The 23,155-nt window shown below is 60.8% G+C and carries 25 protein-coding genes; 20 read left to right on the forward strand and 5 right to left on the reverse strand.

Going from position 1 to position 23,155, the window contains the following annotated elements; genetic code table 11:
- Nucleotide 1 precedes the first annotated feature (1 nt).
- From P3T23_RS22550 to P3T23_RS22560, 3 genes are all read left to right on the forward strand, one after another.
- Entirely contained in the window at nucleotides 2-1,924 is a 1,923-nt protein-coding gene (locus P3T23_RS22550; protein ID WP_429318336.1) for a PrkA family serine protein kinase, read from the forward strand.
- A 126-nt stretch (nucleotides 1,925-2,050) separates the two neighbouring features.
- Nucleotides 2,051-3,322 (forward strand): YeaH/YhbH family protein, encoded by a 1,272-nt coding sequence (locus tag P3T23_RS22555; RefSeq protein WP_429318337.1) that lies wholly within the window; start codon nucleotides 2,051-2,053, stop codon nucleotides 3,320-3,322.
- Nucleotides 3,319-5,019 (forward strand): SpoVR family protein, encoded by a 1,701-nt coding sequence (locus P3T23_RS22560; RefSeq protein WP_429318338.1) that lies wholly within the window; start codon nucleotides 3,319-3,321, stop codon nucleotides 5,017-5,019. The genes P3T23_RS22555 and P3T23_RS22560 overlap by 4 nt, the downstream gene beginning before the upstream one ends.
- Before the next feature lie 289 nt (nucleotides 5,020-5,308).
- Here P3T23_RS22560 and P3T23_RS22565 read toward each other — a convergent pair whose 3' ends face one another.
- Both P3T23_RS22565 and P3T23_RS22570 read right to left on the reverse strand, forming a co-directional pair.
- Nucleotides 5,309-5,650, reverse strand: a complete 342-nt coding sequence (locus P3T23_RS22565; protein WP_429318339.1) for a small multidrug resistance protein — start codon at nucleotides 5,648-5,650, stop codon at nucleotides 5,309-5,311.
- Complete coding sequence (locus P3T23_RS22570) at nucleotides 5,650-7,173, reverse strand: UbiA family prenyltransferase (RefSeq protein ID WP_429318340.1); 1,524 nt, start codon at nucleotides 7,171-7,173, stop codon at nucleotides 5,650-5,652. Before P3T23_RS22570 ends, P3T23_RS22565 begins: the two co-directional genes overlap by 1 nt.
- 194 nt (nucleotides 7,174-7,367) lie before the next feature.
- Here P3T23_RS22570 and P3T23_RS22575 point away from each other — a divergent pair, with 194 nt between their 5' ends.
- The 5 genes from P3T23_RS22575 (at nucleotide 7,368) to P3T23_RS22595 (ending at nucleotide 13,066) form a co-directional block, all read left to right on the forward strand.
- A complete protein-coding gene (locus P3T23_RS22575) occupies nucleotides 7,368-8,663 on the forward strand; it encodes an MFS family transporter (protein ID WP_429318341.1) in 1,296 nt (431 codons plus the stop codon).
- 284 nt (nucleotides 8,664-8,947) lie between these two features.
- The gene (locus P3T23_RS22580) at nucleotides 8,948-9,847 is read left to right on the forward strand and encodes a TauD/TfdA dioxygenase family protein (protein WP_429318342.1); all 900 of its coding nucleotides are present in this window, start codon (nucleotides 8,948-8,950) and stop codon (nucleotides 9,845-9,847) included.
- A 64-nt stretch (nucleotides 9,848-9,911) separates the two neighbouring features.
- On the forward strand, nucleotides 9,912-10,964 hold the full coding sequence (locus P3T23_RS22585; RefSeq protein ID WP_429318343.1) for an ABC transporter substrate-binding protein: 1,053 nt from the start codon (nucleotides 9,912-9,914) through the stop codon (nucleotides 10,962-10,964).
- 384 nt (nucleotides 10,965-11,348) lie between these two features.
- Entirely contained in the window at nucleotides 11,349-12,191 is an 843-nt protein-coding gene (locus P3T23_RS22590) for an ABC transporter ATP-binding protein (RefSeq protein ID WP_429318344.1), read from the forward strand.
- Entirely contained in the window at nucleotides 12,188-13,066 is an 879-nt protein-coding gene (locus P3T23_RS22595; protein ID WP_429318345.1) for an ABC transporter permease, read from the forward strand. Before P3T23_RS22590 ends, P3T23_RS22595 begins: the two co-directional genes overlap by 4 nt.
- Nucleotides 13,067-13,085: 19 nt before the next feature.
- On the opposite strand, the gene P3T23_RS22600 is transcribed toward P3T23_RS22595, so the two are convergent.
- Both P3T23_RS22600 and P3T23_RS22605 read right to left on the reverse strand, forming a co-directional pair.
- Entirely contained in the window at nucleotides 13,086-13,307 is a 222-nt protein-coding gene (locus P3T23_RS22600; RefSeq protein ID WP_429318346.1) for a hypothetical protein, read from the reverse strand.
- Between the two features lie 96 nt (nucleotides 13,308-13,403).
- The gene (locus P3T23_RS22605; protein WP_429318347.1) at nucleotides 13,404-14,372 is read right to left on the reverse strand and encodes a glycosyltransferase family 2 protein; all 969 of its coding nucleotides are present in this window, start codon (nucleotides 14,370-14,372) and stop codon (nucleotides 13,404-13,406) included.
- A 383-nt stretch (nucleotides 14,373-14,755) separates the two neighbouring features.
- Between P3T23_RS22605 and P3T23_RS22610 the strand changes: the two genes are divergently transcribed.
- The 11 genes from P3T23_RS22610 (at nucleotide 14,756) to cynS (ending at nucleotide 21,961) form a co-directional block, all read left to right on the forward strand.
- Nucleotides 14,756-15,622, forward strand: coding sequence for an NmrA family NAD(P)-binding protein (locus P3T23_RS22610; protein ID WP_429318348.1), 867 nt, complete (start codon nucleotides 14,756-14,758; stop codon nucleotides 15,620-15,622).
- Nucleotides 15,623-15,870: 248 nt separating this feature from the next.
- Complete coding sequence (locus P3T23_RS22615; protein WP_429318417.1) at nucleotides 15,871-16,356, forward strand: SRPBCC family protein; 486 nt, start codon at nucleotides 15,871-15,873, stop codon at nucleotides 16,354-16,356.
- 245 nt (nucleotides 16,357-16,601) lie between these two features.
- Nucleotides 16,602-17,444: an alpha/beta fold hydrolase gene (locus P3T23_RS22620; RefSeq protein ID WP_429318349.1), complete on the forward strand. Its 843-nt coding sequence runs from the start codon at nucleotides 16,602-16,604 to the stop codon at nucleotides 17,442-17,444.
- Between the two features lie 203 nt (nucleotides 17,445-17,647).
- On the forward strand, nucleotides 17,648-18,421 hold the full coding sequence (locus tag P3T23_RS22625) for an SDR family NAD(P)-dependent oxidoreductase (protein ID WP_429318350.1): 774 nt from the start codon (nucleotides 17,648-17,650) through the stop codon (nucleotides 18,419-18,421).
- Between the two features lie 18 nt (nucleotides 18,422-18,439).
- Nucleotides 18,440-18,691, forward strand: coding sequence for a DUF1488 domain-containing protein (locus tag P3T23_RS22630; RefSeq protein ID WP_429318351.1), 252 nt, complete (start codon nucleotides 18,440-18,442; stop codon nucleotides 18,689-18,691).
- A 235-nt stretch (nucleotides 18,692-18,926) separates the two neighbouring features.
- Nucleotides 18,927-19,130, forward strand: a complete 204-nt coding sequence (locus P3T23_RS22635; protein WP_429318352.1) for a cold-shock protein — start codon at nucleotides 18,927-18,929, stop codon at nucleotides 19,128-19,130.
- 319 nt (nucleotides 19,131-19,449) lie between these two features.
- The gene (locus P3T23_RS22640) at nucleotides 19,450-19,680 is read left to right on the forward strand and encodes a hypothetical protein (RefSeq protein WP_429318353.1); all 231 of its coding nucleotides are present in this window, start codon (nucleotides 19,450-19,452) and stop codon (nucleotides 19,678-19,680) included.
- A gap of 260 nt (nucleotides 19,681-19,940) precedes the next feature.
- Nucleotides 19,941-20,186, forward strand: a complete 246-nt coding sequence (locus P3T23_RS22645) for a hypothetical protein (RefSeq protein ID WP_429318354.1) — start codon at nucleotides 19,941-19,943, stop codon at nucleotides 20,184-20,186.
- Between the two features lie 17 nt (nucleotides 20,187-20,203).
- Nucleotides 20,204-20,482, forward strand: coding sequence for a hypothetical protein (locus P3T23_RS22650; protein WP_429318355.1), 279 nt, complete (start codon nucleotides 20,204-20,206; stop codon nucleotides 20,480-20,482).
- Nucleotides 20,483-20,560: 78 nt separating this feature from the next.
- Complete coding sequence (locus P3T23_RS22655; protein WP_429318356.1) at nucleotides 20,561-21,418, forward strand: GNAT family N-acetyltransferase; 858 nt, start codon at nucleotides 20,561-20,563, stop codon at nucleotides 21,416-21,418.
- A gap of 93 nt (nucleotides 21,419-21,511) precedes the next feature.
- The gene (gene cynS, locus P3T23_RS22660) at nucleotides 21,512-21,961 is read left to right on the forward strand and encodes a cyanase (RefSeq protein ID WP_429318357.1); all 450 of its coding nucleotides are present in this window, start codon (nucleotides 21,512-21,514) and stop codon (nucleotides 21,959-21,961) included.
- A 67-nt stretch (nucleotides 21,962-22,028) separates the two neighbouring features.
- Here the strand turns inward: cynS and P3T23_RS22665 are convergent, their stop codons facing one another.
- A complete protein-coding gene (locus P3T23_RS22665) occupies nucleotides 22,029-22,415 on the reverse strand; it encodes a DUF488 domain-containing protein (RefSeq protein ID WP_429318418.1) in 387 nt (128 codons plus the stop codon).
- Nucleotides 22,416-22,664: 249 nt separating this feature from the next.
- Between P3T23_RS22665 and P3T23_RS22670 the strand changes: the two genes are divergently transcribed.
- On the forward strand, nucleotides 22,665-23,105 hold the full coding sequence (locus P3T23_RS22670; protein ID WP_429318358.1) for an SET domain-containing protein: 441 nt from the start codon (nucleotides 22,665-22,667) through the stop codon (nucleotides 23,103-23,105).
- The last annotated feature ends 50 nt before the right edge of the window (nucleotides 23,106-23,155 follow it).

Below are 23,155 nucleotides of genomic sequence, written 5' to 3' on the forward strand. Positions count from 1 at the left end.
CATGGATATCTACAGCAGTTTCGCGACCCGCTTCGAGAAAACCCGGGAGGATGAACTCTCGCTCGAAGAGTATCTCGCGCTCTGCAAAGACAATCCCGCCGCGTACGCCACTGCGGGCGAACGCATGTTGGCAGCAATCGGCGAACCTGAACAGATCGACACTCGTAACGATCCGCGCTCCTCGCGTATCTTCGCGAACAAGGTCATCAAGGTATACCCCGCGTTCCGTGAGTTCTACGGAATGGAAGAAGTGATCGAGCATGTGGTCTCCTACTTCCGGCATGCCGCTCAGGGGCTCGAAGAAAAGAAACAGATTCTGTATCTTCTGGGGCCAGTCGGCGGCGGCAAGTCGTCGATAGCGGAACGTCTCAAGCAGCTGGCCGAACGTGTGCCGTTCTACGCGATCAAGGGGTCGCCCGTGAACGAGTCGCCGCTCGGGTTATTCGACTACGACGAGGACGGTCCCATCCTCGAAGAACAATATGGCATTCCGCGTCGCTATCTGAGGACCATCCTGAGTCCATGGGCGGTCAAGCGGCTGCATGAATATAACGGCGACATCCGCAAGTTCCGTGTGGTGCGTCGGTATCCGTCGATCCTCCGGCAGATTGGCATCGCGAAGACCGAGCCGGGCGACGAAAACAATCAGGACATTTCATCGCTGGTCGGCAAGGTCGACATCCGCAAGCTCGAACAATATGCGCAGGACGATGCCGATGCATACAGCTATTCCGGCGGCCTGTGTCTTGCGAACCAGGGCCTGCTCGAATTCGTCGAAATGTTCAAGGCGCCGATCAAGGTCCTGCACCCGTTGCTGACGGCGACCCAGGAAGGCAACTTCAAGGGCACGGAAGGCTTCGGTGCGATCCCGTTCGACGGCGTCATCCTCGCTCACTCGAACGAGTCGGAGTGGAAGGCGTTCCGCAACAACCGTAACAACGAAGCCTTGCTCGACCGGATCTTCGTCGTGAAGGTGCCTTACTGCCTGCGCTACTCGGAGGAAATGAAGATCTACGAAAAGCTGATCCGCAATTCTTCGCTCTCGAGCGCGGTCTGTTCGCCGGGCACGCTCAAGATGATGTCGCAGTTCTCGATACTGACGCGTCTGCATGAGCCGGAGAATTCGAGTCTCTTTTCGAAGATGCAGGTGTATGACGGCGAAAACCTCAAGGACACCGATCCAAAGGCGAAGTCGTATCAGGAGTACCGCGATTTTGCGGGCGTCGATGAGGGCATGACGGGCGTGTCGACACGCTTTGCGTTCAAGATCCTGTCGCGTGTGTTCAACTTCGATTCGACCGAAATCGCCGCGAACCCGGTGCACCTGATGTACGTGCTCGAACAGCAGATCGAGCGCGAGCAGTTCCCACCGGAAACCGAACAGAAGTATCTGTCGTTCGTGAAGGACGTGCTGGCCTCGCGCTACGCGGAATTCATCGGCAAGGAAATTCAGACTGCCTATCTGGAGTCGTACTCCGAGTACGGGCAGAACATCTTCGATCGCTATGTGACGTACGCCGACTTCTGGATTCAGGATCAGGAGTTCCGCGACCACGACACCGGCGAGAGCTTCGACCGCGCGGCGCTGAACGCGGAACTGGAGAAAATCGAAAAACCTGCGGGCATCAGCAACCCGAAGGATTTCCGCAACGAGATCGTCAATTTCGTGTTGCGCGCGCGTGCTGCGAATGCCGGCAAGAACCCGGCGTGGGTCAGCTACGAGAAGCTGCGCGTCGTGATCGAAAAGAAGATGTTCTCGAATACCGAAGAACTTTTGCCGGTCATTTCGTTCAATGCGAAAGGGTCGGCGGAGGAGCAGCGCAAGCACGAGGACTTCGTCAACCGGATGGTCGCCAAGGGATACACGCCGAAGCAGGTGCGGCTCCTGTGCGACTGGTATCTGCGCGTACGCAAGTCGTCATGAGGCAGCAGATGTACCGCCCGCGCGGCGCCACTGCGCGGGCAACCTGCGAGGCGCAAGCCGCATGGACATGAGGTTGCATGCGCAACTTGCGTCTCGCGCTCCAGAAATTAGAGCGGGAGACCGGATGTGCTTCACCAGATCATCGACCGCAGGCTGGCAGGCAAGAACAAGAGCATTGCAAACCGCGAACGCTTTCTGCGCCGCGTAAAGAACTATATTCGCCGCGCCGTATCGGAAGCGGTACGCGATCGCAGCATCAAGGATATCCAGAACAACCAGAGCATCACGATTCCGCGCAAGGACATCGCGGAACCGTCGTTCCGGCACGGCCCGGGCGGCAAGCGTGAGATGGTGCACCCTGGCAACTCGGACTACATCCGCGGCGACAAGATCCCGCGTCCCGGCGGCGGTGGCGGCGGTGGCGGCGGGAACAGCGCCAGCAATGAAGGCGAGGGCCAGGACGACTTCGTCTTCGAGCTGAGCCGCGAAGAATTCATGCAGTACTTCTTCGACGACCTCGAACTGCCGCGCCTCGTCAAGACCCATCTGCTTGCCGTGCCAACCTGGAAGAGCATCCGCGCGGGCTGGGCAGCGGAGGGCACGCCGAACAACATCGACGTTGTGCGCTCATTGCGTAGCGCACTCGGCCGGCGCATCGCGCTCGGCTCACCGCTCGTAAACGAACTGCACGAGCTTGAAAAGCAGCTCGAAGTGCTGAAGGCCGACCCGGCCGACCGTCGCGAAGAGATCAAGGTGCTCGAAGAGGAAATCCATCATTTGCGCGGGCGCATCTGGCGCATCCCCTTCATCGATCCATTCGACCTGCGTTACGTGAACCGCGTGAAGCAGCCGCAACCGTCCAGTCAGGCCGTGATGTTCTGCCTGATGGATGTGTCGGGCTCGATGGACGAGCAGCGCAAGGATCTCGCGAAGCGCTTCTTCATCCTGCTGTACCTGTTCCTGAAGCGCAACTACGAGAAGATCGAGGTGGTGTTCATCCGCCATCACACGCGTGCCGAGGAGGTCGATGAAGACACGTTCTTCCACTCGACCGAAAGCGGCGGCACGGTGGTGTCGAGCGCGCTCGAACTGATGAAGAAGGTCATGGAGGACCGGTATTCGCCGACTGAATGGAACATTTACGGCGCACAGGCCTCGGACGGCGACAACTGGACGGACGACTCGCCGAAGTGCCGCAAGATGCTGGCAGATGACATTCTGTCGAAGGTGCGCTATTTTGCGTACATTCAGGTGACGCCTGAAGAGCAGAACCTGTGGCTCGAATACGCGCAACTTGCGCTGACCGCGCCGCATATGGCGATGAAGAAGGTGGAAACAGCGGCGGACATCTATCCGGTCTTCCGTGAACTGTTTGAAAAGCAGGTGGCGTCTTCATGAGCACCAAACATCTGCACAATGAAGCGCGCGGCTACCAACCGGAACGCAGAAAGGGCGCGAAGGAGAAGGACGCCGGAAGCGCCGGGCCATCCGGATCCGTTGGATCCAGTGAAAAGGCAGCCGCAGCACGAGGGCAAACCGAAGTGCCCATAAAGGGGCAAAGGGAAGTCCGTATGAACGTTGCCGATAGACGGCCTCTGCCGTGCCCGTCCGACTGGACCTTCGAACTGATCGAAGAATACGACACACACATATCCCATGTTGCAGAGCAATATGGGCTGGATGTGTATCCGATCCAGCTCGAGCTCATCAGCGCTGAACAGATGATGGACGCGTATGCGTCTGTCGGCATGCCGGTGAATTACCGGCACTGGTCGTTCGGCAAACATTTTCTCGCTACCGAAAAAAGCTACCGTCGCGGACAGATGGGTCTTGCGTACGAGATCGTCATCAATTCGAACCCCTGCATCGCGTATCTGATGGAAGAGAACACGATGACGATGCAGGCGCTCGTCATCGCGCATGCCGCGTATGGGCACAACTCGTTCTTCAAGGGCAACTATCTGTTCAAGCTGTGGACGGATGCCCACGCGATCATTGACTACCTCGTCTACGCGAAGAACTACATTGCCGAGTGCGAAGAGCGGTTTGGCCTTGACCGGGTGGAGGAACTGCTCGATTCGTGCCATGCCTTGATGAACTACGGCGTGGACCGCTACAAGCGGCCGCAGAAGCTGTCGCTCGCGAAGGAATCGGCTGCGCGCCGGGAGCGCGAGGCGTACCTGCAGTCACAGGTGAATGAACTGTGGCGCACGTTGCCGAACAAGAGGGAAGTGCTGCCGGAGGAACCCGAGGACCGGTATCCGCCTGAGCCGCAGGAGAACCTGCTGTATTTTGCGGAGAAGAATTCGCCGTTGCTGGAGCCTTGGGAGCGCGAGGTGATCCGCATCGTGCGCAAGGTAGGGCAGTATTTTTATCCGCAGCGGCAAACGCAGGTGATGAATGAAGGGTGGGCGACGTTCTGGCATTACACGTTGCTGAACACGCTCTACAACCAGGGCAAGCTCGAAGACGGCTTCATGATGGAGTTTCTCCATTCGCACAGCAACGTCGTCTATCAGCCGCCGGTGACGAAACCTTACTACAGCGGTATCAATCCGTATGCGCTCGGTTTTTCGATGATGAGCGACATCCGGCGGATCTGCGAAACGCCCACTGAAGAGGACCGGCAGTGGTTCCCGGATCTGGCGGGGAGCCCGTGGCTGGACGCGTTGCATTATGCGATGCGCAATTTCAAGGATGAATCGTTTGTCGCGCAGTATCTGTCGCCTCATCTGATTCGTGAGATGCGGCTCTTTTCAGTCCTCGATGATGATATGCGGGACGCGCTCGAAGTATCCGCCATTCATGACGACAGCGGCTATCGGTACGTGCGTCAGGCGCTTTCGCGGCAGTACGATATGCATCATCGGGAGCCGAACATTCAGGTGTGGTCGGTCAATACGCGAGGTGACCGGAGTCTTACGCTGCGGCATTTCATGAGCGATAACCGGCATCTCTCCAGTGACAGTGAAGAGGTTTTGAAGCATATGGCCAGACTCTGGCAGTTCGATGTTTATCTCGAGAGTGTTGATGAGAATGGGACTGTCAGGAAGCGGTATGAGTGCCGGTATGTGCCGCCGATTGTTCGGGTTTGAGTATTTTGGTTTTTTTCCCTCTGGCTTTTGCCTGATTTGTTAGTCGTTTATTAGTGTCGCCCCTGTCCGGGGCGGTAGCGACTTATCTTCGTCTTCACTGTCGAACCGCAAGTCGCTGTCCTCGGCGCGGAGGCGCACATAGCTGCCATGGTCATATGTGACGCGACAACACGGAGATCGCATTGCTAGTCTAGAACCGCGCAGTGGCCTGAAAACCCAAGGTCACGCGCGCGTCGTGTCAATGGAATGAAGGACAGCGCGTTGCTCACCTGCAGTTGTTGTTGCCTTGTCATACCTGCCTTGTTACCAACCAGACACCAATAAAAATCACTGCTGCGCCGACGATCTGCGTCGGCCTTAACACCTGCTCATGCAGCGCCGTGAACGCAAGCACGACGAGGATCGAGACCGCGACCATCAGCGGATAGGCCACGCCCAGATTGGCCTTGCGAAGCGCGAGCGCATAAAGCACGAAGCCGACTCCATAAGAGCCCATTGCCCCAGCCCGGAACAAAAACGGCATCCATTCACCACCCGCTGACGGTGTAGCGGCCCGGAGTGCGGCGAGCCGCAACAGGACGCTCGCCAGCCCGCTCAATGTTCCGCTGGCAATCAAGGTGATCAACGACATCAGGCACCCACACTCGAATCCACGCGCGCCGCTGTATGTTTCCCTTCTGAGTCGGCGTCTGAAAAAATCTGCCCGAACTGGCGCGCGCCATTGAGCGCGATCAACACGATCGCCGGAAAGACAATGGAGAAATTGCGGGTCTCGTCGCGATAGCCAAAGAACGCGAACAGCACCAGCACCGGCAGGAAAGCCGCGAAGAAGTACCACCGATAGCGCGTGCCCGATTCTCGCCATGCATGGCGGAAGAAGACGATCAGCGGCACGAGCATTAGCGGGTTCTGCAGGCTCGGCGTGAATACGCCCTTCGCAATGAGGTTGTAAAAGCCAAAGTACGACTTCGGATTGAGCCAGAAGCGCAGGTTATCCAGCACGTGAAACTCGACGAGACCACCGGCGTTGTCCTCGTAGCCGCCCAGGATGATGTGCCGGCTCAACGCACAGCAAGCCAACTGGATCACGAGCCAGCCAATGCGCTTCGACATTGCAACGTCACCTTCGTGCAGGAAAATGAGCGCCAGCGGCACGAGAAAGAACGTTTCCTTGTTGAACGAGAACAACGCGACGAAGATCGTGCAGGCGATCATCCAGCGCTTGAGCAGGAAGTAGCATGCGCCGAATACACCCAGCAGCTCGATGAAGTCATAGTAGTACCCGCCTTGCTGAAAGGTGAGCGGGTAGATAAGGCTGAAGCCGACGACGAAGCCCACCGCCTGCCCGAACGTGAGGCCACGCATCCTTGCGAGCTTGTACACGAACCACAATGCGAACACTGTTGACAGGACAACGGCGAGATAGGCCAGGTGATAGGTGATGGCGACCACCGGCGTCCAGAATTCATCGGGAACGCTGTGGAGTATCGCATACCGTTCTGCCGTCTCCGGTGCGTTGATGAAAAGGCCGAAGACGATCACTGCCGCGAGTGACGAGCCGATACCGAGCGGCCACAGCACTTCAAGATCCGCGACCCGGTAATCGCGCCCAACCGTGACGGCGTCGGCGCTCCTGCGCAAGGACACCAGCTCGGCGCAGCGCTTGACGAGTGCGAGACTCAGGAATGTGAGGACCGAAAACGCGAGCAGCCAGTGACTCGTGCTGATATTTACAGCTACCGATCCCGCGAAGATTCTCAGCGTGTATAGCAGCGAGAGCGTAATGACGTCGATCATCACGCGCGTTTTTAGAAACAGGCTGTAGGCGGTGGTCAAGATCAGGTACAGCAAGAGCATCGCTGCAAACGCTGGCGATGTTGAGAACGCGAGCGAGAGCGACGCTATGAGTAGCGCCATGGCGCACAGGATGCCGTTCGATATCGACAACGCGCCGCTCGCGAAGGGTCGCTGCCGCTTGCGAGGATGCCGCCGGTCGCTATCGAGATCCCAGAGATCGTTCGCGATGTAGGTCGCTGACGCGCCCAGCGACATCGAGACAAACGCCATCGTGAGCGTCGCCAGCTTGCCGGTATCAAAGAAGGAAAATGCAGTCAGCAAGGGCACGAAGAGTACGGCGCGGCTTCGATTGGCCAAGGCGAAAAACGCCGCGAGGAAGAAGCGTGAATCCAGGGAAAACCCTGAACAAAACGCAAAAAACAGAAACCAGAAACAGACAATTTCGCTCCATTCAACCTTACAACCCGCTAAAATCCGCGACTGCGCGCACCGGGCACCACGAGCACAAAACAGCAAACGACGAAAACCAAAAACAAGGACCATCCAACAGCATGACCGACCAGACCATCCTCCAGCCACACGATACCCGCCGACGCATTTTCGCGATCGTAGGCGCGTCCTCCGGCAACCTCGTCGAGTGGTTCGACTTCTACGTCTATTCCTTCTGCGCAATCTATTTCGCGCCGGCGTTCTTCCCGAGCGGCAACACCACGACGCAGCTGCTCAACACCGCGGGCATCTTCGCCGCGGGCTTCCTGATGCGCCCGATCGGCGGCTGGTTCTTCGGGCGGTTGGCCGACAAGCGCGGCCGCCGCTTCGCCATGATGGTCTCGGTCTTCATGATGTGCGGGGGCTCGCTCGTCATCGCCGTGCTGCCCACCTACGCACGGATCGGCGCCCTGGCACCCGCGTTGCTGCTCGTCGCGCGGCTGTTCCAGGGGCTGTCGGTCGGTGGCGAATACGGCACCAGCGCGACCTATATGAGTGAAGTGGCGCTCAAGGGTCGTCGCGGCTTCTTCGCTTCGTTCCAGTACGTCACGCTGATCGGCGGCCAGTTGTGCGCGCTGCTCGTCATCGTGATCCTGCAGCAGACCCTCTCCACCGAGGAACTGAAAGCCTGGGGCTGGCGCATTCCGTTCGTCGTCGGTGCGCTCGCGGCACTCGTGGCGCTGTACCTGCGCAAGTCGCTCGACGAAACGACCACCGCCGAAACCCGCGCGCGCAAGGAAGCGGGCACGATCCGCGGTCTGTGGGCGCACAAGGCCGCGTTCGCGACGGTGCTCGGCTTCACGGCAGGCGGCTCGCTCATTTTCTACACGTTCACGACGTACATGCAGAAGTACCTGGTCAACACGGCCGGCATGCATGCCAAAACGGCCAGCACCGTGATGACGGCCGCGCTCTTCGTCTACATGATCATGCAGCCCGCATTCGGTGCGCTGTCGGACCGTATCGGCCGTCGCACGTCGATGATCCTGTTCGGCCTCCTCGCCACCATCGGCACCGTGCCGCTCCTGCATACACTGGGCGACATATCCAACCCGTACGCGGCATTCGGCCTCATCGTGGTTGCCCTCGCGATCGTCAGCCTCTACACGTCGATCAGCGGTCTGATCAAGGCGGAAATGTTCCCCGCTGAAGTGCGTGCGCTTGGCGTGGGCCTGTCGTACGCGCTCGCGAACGCGATCTTCGGCGGGTCGGCGGAATATGTCGCGCTGTGGCTCAAGCAGGCCGGCAGCGAGCCGACGTTCTACTGGTACGTGACGGCACTGTGCGCGGTCGCGGGCCTCGTCTCGTTCCGCATGCGCGATCCGGGTAAGGAAGGCTACCTGCGCAACGAGCCGTAAGCCGCGACGCGCAGGGCACAGGCGCGCATGCGCCGCGGCGGTCATTGCCAGATTCACCACACGACAGACTGCAACAGACGGCGGCACCGGAGACACCCGGCGCCGCCGTTTTTCGTTGGGGCTTCACGCTTGCCGTCCAGGTGAGCACACGGTTTATCACTCCAGCAGATAAACGTAGCGGATTTGCTTCGTTGACCCGCGGCAGACAGGGTCGTAGATTGATGGTCTGACGCCGCATGCGGCGCGTGTTGACCTGCATCTGACGATCTGACGAAGAGTTTCGCGTGACGACTGCCACTCCTACCCAGGCGCCTGCGAGCGCTGCTGTTTCGCAACGCATCGAGATCCGCCCGTTCAACGCCCGTGTCGGCGCTGAAGTGCTTGGCCTGGATCTGAACCAGCCGCTTTGCGCCGACGACTTCGCGCGCATTCATCGCGCGCACCTTGATCACCACGTGCTGGTTTTCCGCGACCAGCGCATTACACCGGACCAGCATATTGCCTTCAGCCGCCGCTTCGGGCCGCTGCAGATTCACGTGCTGCACCAGTTTCAGTTGCCCGGGTATCCGGAAGTCCTGATCGTGTCGAACATCGTCGAGGACGGCAAGCCGATCGGTCTCGGCGACGCCGGGCATTTCTGGCATTCGGACCTCTCGTACAAGGAGAAGCCGAGCCTCGGGTCGCTGCTGCACGCACAGGAGTTGCCGGCGGAGGGCGGCGACACGCTGTTCGCCAACATGCACCTCGCGTGGGACACATTGCCTGCGCATCTGCGCAGCGCAGTGGCAGGGCGCACGGCCGAGCACACCTACCTCGCCAGATACGCGGAACTGCAAAAGCGCAGCCCATGGCGGCCAGATCTGTCGGCCGGGCAGATCGCGCAGGTGAAGCCGGTCGTGCACCCGATCGTGCGCATGCATCCGGAAACGGGTCGCAAGGCGCTTTTCGTCAGCGAGCATTTCACCACCCGCATCATCGGTTTGCCTGAGGACGAGAGCCGCCACCTACTCGAGGAAATCTTCGCGCACAGTGTCCGTCCCGAGCATCTGTATCGGCATGTCTGGTCAGAACACGATCTCGTGTTCTGGGACAACCGCTCGCTGATGCATCTGGCCGCCGGCACGCCCGACCATCTGCGTCGCAAGCTGTATCGAACGACCATCGAAGGCGACGTGCCGTTCTGACGGCGACGCCGTCCGCGCTGTAGCTTCAGGCTTCCATTCCAGATCCATGCTGACCGGAGTTCCGATGTCGTCTTCGTATCACCCGGCCGCGCCGCGGTCGTTTTTCGCCCGCCGGTTTGCCGCCGTGCTGTTCACGCTTTCGATCGGTACCGCCGGTCTGGGCGCTGCGGCGCCAGCCCGGGCCGAAGGGCAGATCCGCGTTGCCGAGCAGTTCGGCATCGTCTATCTGCTGCTCAACGTCGCGCGCGATCAGCAACTGATCGAGAAGGAAGGGCGCAAGGAAGGGCTCGATATCAAGGTCGACTGGGTGAAGCTGTCGGGCGGAGCGGCCGTCAACGACGCGCTGCTCTCCGGTTCGGTCGATATCGCTGGTGCGGGCGTGGGCCCGTTGCTGACGATCTGGGATCGCACGCACGGCCGGCAGAACGTGAAAGGCGTAGCGTCGCTGGGCAATCTGCCGTACTACCTCGTATCGAACAATCCGGGCGTGAAGACGATTGCCGACTTCTCGGATAAGGACCGCATCGCGCTGCCGGCGGTTAGCGTGTCGGTGCAATCGCGCGTGTTGCAGTTTGCCGCCGCGAAGCAGTGGGGCGACAAGGAATACAACCGCCTCGACAAGCTGACGCAGGCGGTTCCGCATCCCGACGCTGCGGCCGCGATCATCGCTGGCGGCACGGAAATTACCGGTCACTTCGGCAATCCACCGTTCCAGGAGCAGGAGCTGGCAGGCAATCCGAAGGCGCATATCGTGCTGAGTTCATACGACGTACTAGGCGGGCCGAGTTCAGCGACGGTGCTCTACGCAACGGAAAAATTCCGCAACGACAATCCGAAAACGTATCGCGCATTCGTCGATGCGCTTGCCGATGCGGCGCGCTTCGTTACCGCAAATCCGGACGCGGCCGCCGACATCTATCTTCGCGTGAACCAGTCGAAGACCGACCGCAAGCTGTTGCTGTCGATCATCCGCAGCCCGCAGGTGCAGTTCAAGGTCGCACCGCAGAATACGCTGGCGCTCGCGCAGTTCATGTACCGCGTGGGCGCGATCAGGAACCAGCCGAAATCGTGGAAGGATTATTTCTTCGATGATCCGGCGACGGCAGCGGGTAGCTGAACGGCGCGAATAACATTATCGAAAAGCATTCGTTGTGCGCACATTAACAGCGCCTTACGATGAAGTGTTTCTGTCGTGATCACTTTGTGAACTGGGACTCTCGCCCGCTGCGTGCAGCGGGCTTTTTTCGTCTGCTTTCTGTTGACAGTCGGGCAACACGGCGTCGAACCAGGCGACTACGCGCGTCGCGGAAGCAGCGTTTGCGGCGCTTATGCATCAGGCTGTATTGAATATGCGCAAACATTGGTTGGTGTGCGCGCGCGGCACCCGTATGTTGTCGTTTTACCTTTGCGGTGCCGTCGTCGTGAACATCACAACTCATTTTTCGCTGTGTTTTACGGTGCTTTTCTCCATGCAGGCAGTGTGTGCACAGGAGGAGATCTGATGGTGGCCAACCCTTCCGTCCTGTTTCCCCACGACGCCCATCCATCGTCGCCAGCCGTGGCCGGGCAGCACAGTGATCGCCTTCTCGCCGTCGACGGCGTGAACCTCGAGTACCGCACGCGCGAGCGCATCCTTCGGGCGACGCATAACGTCAGCTTCGATGTCTATGGAGGCGACCGCTTCGTATTGCTCGGTCCGTCGGGCTGCGGCAAATCGACTTTGCTGAAGGCGGTGGCGGGTTTCATCCAGCCCACATCCGGCACGATCTCGCTCGACGGCGAGCCGATCCGCGGCCCGGGTGCGGATCGCATCGTCGTGTTCCAGGAGTTCGACCAGTTGCCGCCTTGGAAGACGGTGGTCCAGAACGTGGCGTTTCCACTGCGTGCAGCGAAGAAGATGGGCCGCGCGGAGGCGAAGGAACTGGCGCTGCACTATCTGGAGAAGGTCGGCCTTGCTTCATTCGCCGATGCTTATCCGCACACGCTGTCGGGCGGCATGAAGCAGCGTGTCGCGATTGCGCGCGCGCTGGCGATGCAGCCACGCGTGCTGCTGATGGATGAGCCGTTTGCCGCCCTCGATGCGCTGACGCGCCGCAAGATGCAGGAAGAACTTCTACGGCTGTGGGAGGAAGTCCGCTTCACGCTGCTGTTCGTGACGCATTCGATCGAAGAGGCGCTCGTCGTAGGCAGCCGGATTCTGTTGCTGTCGCCGCATCCCGGCCGCGTGCGCGCCGAACTCAACAGCCATCAATACACACAGGACAGCTTCGGCCGCAGCGATTTTCAGCGCAGCGTTGCCCACATCCACTGTCTGCTGTTCGAAGAAACGGAGCCCGTTCAATGAGCACGCCGTCTACGCTTTTACCGCCCGTGCGCCCGGAATATGAGCGGGCGCCGGAGCCCGTCGGCGACCTGCTCGTCGAAGCACCGTTGCCACTCGGGAGGCGCCTCCTCGCGCAATCCTGGTTGAGCAAGACGTTGATCGCGCTGGTGCTGATCGCCGTCTGGGAAATTGCCGCGCGGGTGATCAACAACGATCTGTTGTTGCCGACGTTCGGTGCAACGCTGGTTGCGTTCGTGCAGGGCGTGCTGTCTGGTGAACTGGTGCAAAAGACGGCAGTGTCGATGTCCGTTCTGCTGCGCGGTTATCTGCTCGGCGTTGCCCTCGCTTTCGCGCTGACTTCGCTCGCGGTATCGACCCGCGTCGGCCGTGACCTGCTGTCGATGCTTACGGCCATGTTCAATCCGTTGCCCTCGATCGCGCTATTGCCGCTCGCGCTGCTGTGGTTCGGGCTCGGCACGGGAAGCCTGCTGTTCGTGCTGGTGCACGCGGTCCTGTGGCCGCTCGCGCTCAATACTTACTCGGGCTTTCGCGCCGTGCCCGCGACGCTGCGCATGACCGGGCGAAACTATGGATTGACTGGTCTGCGTCACGTCGTGCTGATTCTGGTGCCGGCTGCGTTACCGTCGATCCTGGCTGGCCTGCGGGTGGGCTGGGCCTTCGCGTGGCGAACGCTGATTGCCGCTGAACTGGTCTTCGGCGCGAGCAGCGGCAACGGCGGGCTTGGCTGGTACATCTTCCAGAACCGCAACGAGCTGTACACCGATCGCGTATTCGCGGGTCTCGCCGCGGTGATCGCCATCGGCTTGCTTGTCGAGCATCTCGTGTTCGATACGCTGGAACGGGTCACGGTGCGTCGCTGGGGTGTTCAGCAATGAAGCTGCCATGTCGCGCGCGTCAGGACACGACAATGTCGGTACCCAGCGCGCGCAACAGATCGCGCAGCGCTTCAGCCTGTGCCATTCGCGCGTCGCTGCGCAGATGAATCCGCAACGCGCGGCCGTCGATGCCGTCGACGGGCCGCGCGAGCCACAACTCCACCGCCAGTCCGAGGCCGTCGGGCGCATGCTGGGTGACGGGTTCAACGACGCGTGGTTTGAAACAGGCACTCTCAGACATGACGACTCTCCCGCTGACCGATGCTCCTTCGTCATCGTAGTAACAGGGACGCCTGTTTCAAAGCAACGAATCCATCTTTCCAAATTCCCTGCGGTGTCAGCGCGACTGTGCGACCGGTGCCCGGCGACCAGGCTTGAGCATCGAGCGGGCAATCATCAGGAGGTGGTAGTAGAGCCGCATGCTGAAGCCGTACCGGTAAGCATACGGGTGCTGGAGTGCGATACGCAGCCCTTTGACGGGATCGTTGTTGCGTGAGTACACCGACACGACGATCGGCACGATGCGACGCAAGGCCAGCCTGCGTGCGGGCTCCAGCCTGCGGTCGAGGCGCAGGTTGCGCACGAACCGGTAGGCGGACACCGAAGCCGCGCTCACCGAACGTTTCGTGGCGGTCGAAATCGACACCTCCGTCTTGCGATAGAACGATACATATTCGTCCAGGTAGTACACGCGCTTTGCCGCAAGACATAACTCAGCGCCGAACACATAGTCGCAGCACATCCCGTACTGCTCTTTGTAGTTGATCCTGCGCACGAGGTCCGCGTTGGCCATCCAGCCGTTATTCGGAAACATCTGGATGAGGCCGGTGCGTCCCGGCGGCTCCTGCAGGCCTTCCGCACTTTGCGTGCGATAGAAGTCGGCGTTGAGCCGATCGCTCACTTCACGGTCGACTTGGCCCGACTGATCGACTTCATATTGCTTCGCAAAGGCAACCTCGAGGTCGGGCTGGCGATCCCATAACGACACCAGACGTTCGACACCGTCCACGGTGAGGTAATCGTCGTCGTGAATCAGCAGTATCTTGCTGCCCGTCGCGCGTGCGAAGAGGCTCGCGACATTGCGGGCCTGGCCGAGCGACGGCGTATTTTTCACGTACCGGATGCGCGGCTCGCTGGCGTAGCGTGTCGCGATCAATTGCTGTGTGTGGTCGTCCTTCGAATCGTCACCGATGAGGATTTCGATGTTCGTGTGCGTCTGCGCAATGCATGACTCCAGACACTCGACAATGAGCTCCGGGCGATTGCAAGTCGGCAGACAAATGGAGACTTTTGTTCGAGTCGTCATCGCTTTCGCCTTGAATGTAGAGGGTCAATGCAGCGCGTCCACATGACGAACTACTCACCGTGACTGGTTACGGTAGTCGAAAAAAAGTTAAAAAAAATCCTCAATAAATCGACGGAAAAGACGATGTTTTAAAGGGGGCGGAAGCTGTTTTCGTGAATCCGTCGCACCACGAACGGCAGGAAGTAGTTCGCGGGGCTGTCGGAAAGCCTCGCAGGAGGACGCGATGCGGGACGCGGGCCGGGAGGTTTCTGGCCCGCTTTTTTTGCCAGGATTAATGCCGTGACGTCATCAACGATATGACAGATATGCTATCGCGGAAACGACGCCCAACCGACAGAATGCTCCCCAGTGCGGTGATGACCGCGGCTCATTGGGAGATCGACATGTTTGTGATTACGGGTATTACGGGGCAGGTGGGAGGCGTCGTGGCGCGTCGTCTGCTGGCGGCAGAAGAGGACGTTCGCGCAGTGGTGCGCAACACCGCAAAGGGTGCTGCGTGGGCGCAGCAAGGTTGCGAAGTCGTGCTTGCGGAGATGGACGATGCCGACGCGCTGGCTCGCGCGTTCGCTGGTGCAAAAGGGGTGTTCATCCTGCTGCCGCCCAACTTCGATCCGTCGACGGGCTTTCCCGAGTCGCGCCGCATAATCGCCGCGCTGCGCGCGGCGCTCGAAAGCGCGCGGCCGGAAAAAGTGGTCTGCCTGTCGACGATCGGCGCACAGGCGGCGCAGACGAATCTGTTGCAGCAGTTACAGATCATGGAGCAGGAACTGGGATCGCTGCCGATGCCGGTCGCGTTTCTGCGGGCAGGCTGGTTCATCGAGAACGCGGCATGGGACGTTGAACCCGCGCGTACCACTGGCGTGATTCCGAGCTTTCTCCAGCCGCTCGACAAACCGGTGCCGATGGTGGCAACCAGCGATATCGGCCGCGTGGCGGCGGACCTGCTTCGCGAAGAATGGGGGGGGCGGCGGGTCGTCGAACTGGAAGGCCCGTGGCGCGTCAGCCCGAATGACGTTGCCGCGGCGTTCAGCCGTCTGCTTGGCCGGCCCGTGCGGATGGAGCCGGTGCCGCGCGATACGTGGGAAACCTTGTTCCTGTCGCAAGGCATGAAGAATCCGACGTCGCGTATGCAGATGCTCGACGGCTTCAATGAAGGCTGGATCGGGTTCGAAGCCCCGCAAGCGGAAACGCTGAAGGGGACCGTGACGGTAGAGACGGTCCTGCAATCGTTGATCGAACGGATCGATTGAGCGGCTCGCATCGACCGGTTCAGCGGCACCTGGAGAAACCGATGGCATCCGAAGCGCTCATGACGGAAGTCATGAGCGCTTTCAAGCCGGAGTTTTCGTTGCGTCGTCATCGGTGCTCAAACCCGACGGCGAGCGACAGCCGCGCCGTTACGGGGCAATATATCGATTTGATACGCAGCGAATCGACGGGTGGGGGCCACGGTCGCCTTCGCGACACCGGAAACCGACGCAGGGAGGGAAGAACAATCGTGCGCACGGTCGAATATCAGTTCTCGACGATATGGCGAATTGATGCGCCCGTGCAGGCTGTCTGGGCGGTCATTCGCGATTCCGCTCGCTGGCCGGAGTGGTGGAAGAATGTCGAACGCGTGGCCGAGCTTGCGCCGGGTTCAGGCGAGGGTGTCGGCGCGATGCATCGTTATACGTGGAAGGGCGCACTGCCGTACCGGATCGTGTTCGACATGCGCGTGACGCGGGTCGAGCCGCTGATCGCGCTGGAAGGCGAGGCGAGCGGCGACGTCGAAGGAACGGGCCGCTGGCGCTTTTCCAGCGAAGGCCGCGCAACAGTCGTGCGCTACGACTGGCACGTCCGCACGAGCCGGCCCTGGATGAACGTGCTGGCGCCACTCGCGCGGCCGGTGTTCCAGTGGAATCACGATGCGGTGATGCGCGAGGGCGGCATCTCACTGGCTCGCGTACTTGATGCGCGATTGATCGGCATCGAGCAGGGCTGAAAAATGTGGGGCGCGCGGCCGCCTCATTGCCTGCGCGCAGACTGCGCGCAATACGCAGCACCTCTTCTGCTGACAACCCCTCGTGCATGAATCCGATGAAACAGCGTTTTCCGGACCACGCGTCACCGGACCATCCAGCGGATACGGCTGCTCATTCTTTACCTCACAGGTAATCGACGTGCTTTTCGGCCTGCGGCACATTTTCCATACCGCAGCGCCTTTTCGACGATACCAGGAGGTTCCTCATGCACAAGCCGAACATGCAGCCCGCCACCGATCCGGGCTATATCCGTACTGCCGGCGACGTCCGCCTGTTTTACCGCGACTGGGGTGACGGCACGCCGTTTGTGTTCCTGTCGGGCTGGACGCTCAACGCGGACATGTGGGCCTACCAGATGCAGCCGCTCGCGAGCCAGGGCTTTCGCTGCATCGCCTACGACCGGCGCGCACATGGCCGCTCGAGCGATCCGGGCCGCGGCTATGACTACGACACGCTTGCCGACGATCTTGCGAGCGTTCTGGACACGCTCGACGTAAGCGGCGTCACGCTGGTCGCGCACTCGTTCGCAAGCGGCGAAATAGTGCGCTACGTCAGCCGGCACGGAGCCGGACGGATCGCGCGTCTCGTGTTCGTGGCGCCCGCCGCTACACCGTTTCTGTTGAAGACAGCCGACAACCCGAACGGCGTCGATGCGCACGTGTTCGAGGAGACGCGCGCGGCGTTTGCGAAGTCCTTTCCAGACTGGATCGGAGCCAACGCTGCACCGTATTTCGGCCCCGGCACGTCGCGTCTGGCGATCGACTGGACGGCGGCGATGATGTTGCAGACGTCTTTGCAGGCGGCCATCGAACTCAATCGCATCCAGACGACGACCGATTTCCGTGCCGAACTCGCTGACATCCGGTTGCCTGCGCTGATCGTGCATGGCGATTGCGATGCGTCGGCACCGCTCGAACTCACCGGGCGACCGACAGCAAGGTTGATTCCGAACGCGAGGCTCAAGGTCTACGAAGGCGCCGGTCACGGCTTTTACCTGACGCATGCAGAGCGACTGAACAGGGATCTGGTCGAGTTCGTGCGTGCATGAGTATGGGCAGCTCAAAACCAGTGACGCGTTCCCGGCCTCGCGTGCGCGTGCAAAGGTCATCGCATGATGCGAAAGATGACGCTTTGTCATCTTCGACATGACCTGAGCGCTATCGCCAGCGTCGCGTGCCGGGGCTAATCTGCAGGCAATGGCAGCGACAGCGACTGTCGGTTGTGCACGCATCCACTGGAAAAGGAGAATTCATGGCACGCGTTTTCATTACCGGATCAGCGGACGGACTCGGTCAGATGGCCGCGCATCTGTTGATCGACGAAGGTCATCGGGTCGTGCTGCATGCGCGCAGCGAAGCGCGCGCAAAGGAAGCATGGCAGGCCGCACCCGGTGCCGAGGCGGTGGTCGTAGGCGATCTGTCGAGCATCGCGCAGACTCGCGCGGTCGCGGAACAGGTCAATGATCTTGGCCGCTTCGATGCGATCATTCACAACGCGGCGGTGGGTTACCGCGAGCCGCGTCGCATCGAAACGGTCGATGGCTTGCCGCATGTGTTCGCGGTCAACACGCTGGCGCCGTACATCCTCACCGCGCTCATCAGCAAGCCGAAGCGGCTGGTCTATCTGAGTTCCGGGTTGCATCAGGGCGGCGATGAGACCCTGCAGGACCTGACGTGGACGCAGCGTCCCTGGCAGGGCATCGCGGCATACTCCGATTCGAAATTCCACGACGCGCTGCTTGCCTTTGCCGTTGCGCGCCGATGGCCGGACGTGCTGTCGAACGCGCTGGAGCCAGGCTGGGTCGCGACGAAAATGGGCGGCGCGGGTGCGCCGGACGATCTTCAGGCTGCGCCGAAAACACAGGTCTGGCTTGCCGTCAGTGAAGATCCGTCTGCCCGTGTGACGGGAGAGTATTTCTATCACATGAAGCGGCGCGCGCCGAATCCTGCCGTGCACGACGAGCGTCTTCAGGACCGCCTGCTTGCGGCGTGCGAGCGTTTCTCCGGCGTCAAACTGCCGCTTTAACAGGAGTAGTATGAGTGCATGTCACTCAACTTTCCGAATCCGAGCCGTAGCTACGATGCCTCCCGACATTGCGTCGTGTTCTGGGGCTACGATAACTCGCGAGAAATTGCCTTCCAGGTCGATGAAGCCGTGCTGTCGAACCTGAGCCCCGGCATGGGTTCCGATGAATCGTCCATGCTCGCGGCGTTCGATCTTCATCATGATCGCGTGCTGTTGCTGGCCCGGGGCGTTTATTCAGGTGGTCCGCAGAACCGGTACAGAATCTCGTGAAAGCCATGCCAGTGGCTGCGCGAGGGATGCGCTGCATGGCAGCCTTGCAAACCGTTACCGAATAGTCCTTGCTTCACAGGCGCCTTCAGCGTACTGTGGTACTCGAAGTTCAAGAAGGTCGATTGCTGATCATCAATGTGTCGCCTCTTCAGCGGTATTCGTTGTCCTCTCACTCCTTGATTCTTCTCTGGCGCTCCGCTACGGAGCTGATACTTTATTTTTCACAAGGTTTGTTATGGATACCGGTACCGTCAAGTGGTTTAACGACAGCAAGGGCTTTGGATTTATTACGCCGGATGCAGGCGGCGAAGACCTGTTCGCCCACTTCTCCGAAGTGACTGGCGACGGCTTCAAGACGCTCGCTGAGAACCAGAAGGTGAGCTACGAAACGAAGCGTGGCCCGAAGGGTCTTCAGGCAGCGAACATCAAGCCGCTGTAACGCTTGAAGGTCAGATGCCTGCATCCGTGGGCATCTGACGCTGGCGGCATCCTCCTCGGTGTCCGCAGTTTTTGGTTCTGCAATATCCCCAGCATCTCTCCGCGTTTTTCTCCTGTTGTCCCTCCCGCTTTTTTCCTCGCTTCAGCCCTATAAGCTGTCAACCTGCACGTCGTGTTGCGGCGCGCAAGAATTCGTTCGCCTCGCGCAATGGGTTCATTCCGTCGTTGTCCATGGATCGCGCAGTCGTGACGCAACTCGCAGTTTGGTTGTTAGACTGGCGATATCAGGGCGCCACCGCCCGAACGTTCAGGAGACACCCATGACGAAGATCGCGTTCAAGGATTTCGAGCGGCAGGTGGTGCAGCGTCACCTGATCAAAGGCAACGCCTATGAAAACGCCGCAACGCTCGTTGAACGGGCGAATGCCTGGATCGGCGAAAACAGCATCGATGTCGTGAACGTCGAAAGCCTGTCGACGTTCGGCACGGGCGACGACACCAGCGTGAGCCACTGGTATTCGGGAATACGTATCTGGTACCGGGAGGGGTGATCGCCGGCTTGAGCGGTGTTCCCCTTGGCTTGTGGCCGGATAGCCCCCGATGCGGCGGTTATCCGGCGCGCCTGAAGGTTCCTTGACACGGCTCTTTAGACTGCCGTGCGGGGAAACAGCAACCGGCGCGCAATTATTCCTGCGCCGATGCTGGGTCTTTCGCTGGATACACGTGGGCCCCTCGCAGCCGAGTCTGCCAGACCGTCAGTCACGGCCGGGGACAGGTGCTACGATGACCCGAACTTGCCGCGGAGGCTTCGATGCAAAAGGCCGCTCTGTTTCACGTCGTTCTTGACTACCTCGAAGCGAACGATACGCCGTCAGGCGACGTTCAGAGATTCGTCGACCGCTGGCACCGGCTGAAACCGCAGGATGCCGCTCCGTGCCCCGTCTGCTACCTCGCCGGCGAAGAACAGCCGCTCGTTCCGTTGCCCGCGGAGGGCAATTTCAATCCGGTCAGTTGCCCCGCCTGCAAGACCCGGTTCGACGTGCCCGTCGACGATTGACGCCCGGCGAGCGGCGGATGAACGAGCGCCGGGTAATGGGGCACTTTAAGAAGAAAAAGAACGGATTCGCGCGCCTGCGTCCGGGAGCGCATCGCCTAAAATACAGGCATGCTCGCCGCTGGGCGAAGGAGGTTGAGATGGCCGAGTCGATGACGGGAATGTGGCTGGGAGTGATTGTGCTGATCGTCGCTGCGATTCTGGTGGCAGAGCACTATCGGCGCGAACGTCGCAGGGGGCGGCAGCTTCGCTGGCTCGACACGCACCCCACGCACGACTGGTTGCACCACAGGCACTGATGACGCTGCCCGCATGGCAGGCCCCTGCGGCAGGCGTCACGCAGAACCGGCCCTCCGAACGCGGGGCCTCGTGACAGGATGAGTCAATCACCGGATCTGGCTCGGAATTTCAACGTTCGCACGATGACGGCCGCCGAGGTCGCGCTCGCGCTCGACTGGGCCGCCGCGGAGGGCTGGAATCCGGGCCGGCACGACGCGCAATGCTTTCAGGCGGCGGATCCCAACGGTTTTTTTATCGGCGAGTGGCAGGGCGCGCCGGTCGCGTGCCTGTCTGCCGTCGCCTATGACGACGGTTTCGGTTTCATCGGTCTCTATATCGTCCGCCCCGGCTTCCGCGCAATGGGCTTCGGCATGCGCATCTGGCAGCACGGCATGGCGTATCTCGGCAATCGCAATGTCGGACTCGACGGCGTCGTGGCCCAGCAGGCGAACTACCGGAAATCGGGCTTTGAGCCTGCATGGCGCAACATCCGCTTTCAGGGCCTGGTGCAAGGCGCTGACGGCGCCAACGTTTCAGAGGTGTCGGCGCTACCGTTCGAGCAGCTGGTGGCGTACGACAGCCTGCATTTTTCCTGCGAACGCGCACGGTTTCTCGCCCAGTGGATCGGCCAGCCGCAGAGCGCCGCGCTGGCGGTCGTGAGCGGCGGCCATATCCGGGGCTACGGCGTGCTGCGCAGCTGCCAAACCGGCTGCAAGATCGGCCCGCTTTTCGCCGACGACGCACTCGTGGCGGACGAACTGCTGCGCGCGCTCTGCGCCCGGTTTCCCGGGCAAACGATGACGCTCGATGTACCGGAGACCAATCCCGCCGCGCTCGCCCTGGCCGGGCGGCATGGGATGGCCCGCGTCTTCGAAACCGCCCGCATGTATACGAAGGAGGCGCCGGCACTGCCGGTCGGGCAGGTGTTCGGGGTGACGTCCTTCGAGCTCGGTTGAAGACAGCGTCTCTACGGCTCCCCGCCGATGTCGCCTGGATATTGACCGGATAGCATGTCCGGTATCCAGAGGCTACCTGAGACGGAGGAAAACATGATTTCGAGCCGGAATGAAGTCACGCAGATGATCGTCGCCGCAAAAGTGGCCCGTGGCATCAAATGGGCGGACGTGGCGAGCGCCGTCGGTCTGAGCAAGGAGTGGACGACTGCCGCGTGTCTCGGGCAGATGACCCTCGACAAGGCGCAGGCCGAAACGGTCGGCAAGCTGTTCGGCTTGCCGGATGAAGCGGTCGCATGGCTGCAGATCGTCCCGTACAAAGGCTCATTGCCGGACGCCGTGCCGACCGATCCGCTGATCTACCGCTGGTACGAGATCGTCAACGTGTATGGGACGACGATCAAGGAACTGATCCACGAAGAATTCGGCGACGGCATCATGAGCGCCATCGATTTTTCGATGGACATTCAGCGTGAGCCCGATCCGAAGGGCGATCGCGTCCAGGTGGTGCTGTCCGGGAAGTTTCTGCCGTACAAGCGCTATTGACGACTGGTGCGGCCTGAAGGCGTCGCGGGGACATGTTGTGGGCGAGCGGGAGCGCCCGCTCGCCTGATCAGGCGATCACCGCACCTCGCTCGTTCAGCAACTGACGAAGAATCCCCCGATGACATCGGCTCTCGTCTGCGCAATAGCAGCCCACGGAAAAGTGCGTCGTTTTCGATAACGCGGCCAGCAGATCCAGCACCTTGCTGGCGTCGCTGCTGTTCATCTCGGCGCGGAATTTCCGCACAAACCCGTCCCATTCCGCCTGGCTGGTCGCCGCTTTGGCCTGAGCCATCAGGTCCGGGCTGGGCGACAGCATGGGCAGCCAGACATCGTAGTAGTCCCGGCTGCTGAACTCGGTCCTGGGCACACCGCGCGGCGGCCGCCGAACCGTGCCGATTCGCAAACCTTCGTCCGATGTTCGTGCGGATCCGAGCTGAACAATTCTGATGCTCATAATTCCATCCGGGTGGTTTAGCACCTGTTGTGTGACATAGGCAGTCAATCCGCAGGACGTCCGCGCAGAACGCTCGCGGCGGTAAGGCGGCGCGCGGGGCATGCCAGCGCCGTTGCTTCCCTGTCACGAGACAGCGGCCATCGGATCCCGCGCTTCGCGACATGCGATGCCGCCATCGCTGAACAGCAGTGGAGGAAAGGATTTTGCCGCCTTATACTCAGCTCCAGCTATGGTTCGTGGGAGCACGGGATGAGACGCGTCACTGTCCGGCGATCGCCGGTTCACGGGAAAGGGGTATTCGCACTGCGGCCGCTCGCGGCGGGCGAGCGCGTGCTCGAATACAAAGGCGAACGCATGAGCTGGCGTGAGGCGGTGCGGCGTCACCAGCGTTACGGTATCGACGGGCACACATTCCTGTTCGGTCTGTCCGACGGGCGGGTAATCGACGGCAGTCGAGGCGGCAACAGCGCGCGTTGGCTCAATCACGCGTGCAACGCAAACTGCGAGACGGTGGAAGATGGCGAACGGGTTTTCATCGAGACCACCACGGACATTGCAGCGGGTGAAGAACTGTTTATCGAATACCGGCTGGTTGTCGATGAAGAGATCGATGACGCCACGCGGCAGCAGTACGCGTGCCATTGCGGACGCGTCGGGTGCCGCGCATCGATGCTCGGGGATGCCGTGTGAGCGTATCCGAAGGATGGCGTCATAGAAGCCTGTGGCGCATGACAACGACA

The sequence above is a fragment of the Paraburkholderia sp. GAS448 genome (assembly GCF_050435685.1).
Lineage (GTDB): Bacteria > Pseudomonadota > Gammaproteobacteria > Burkholderiales > Burkholderiaceae > Paraburkholderia.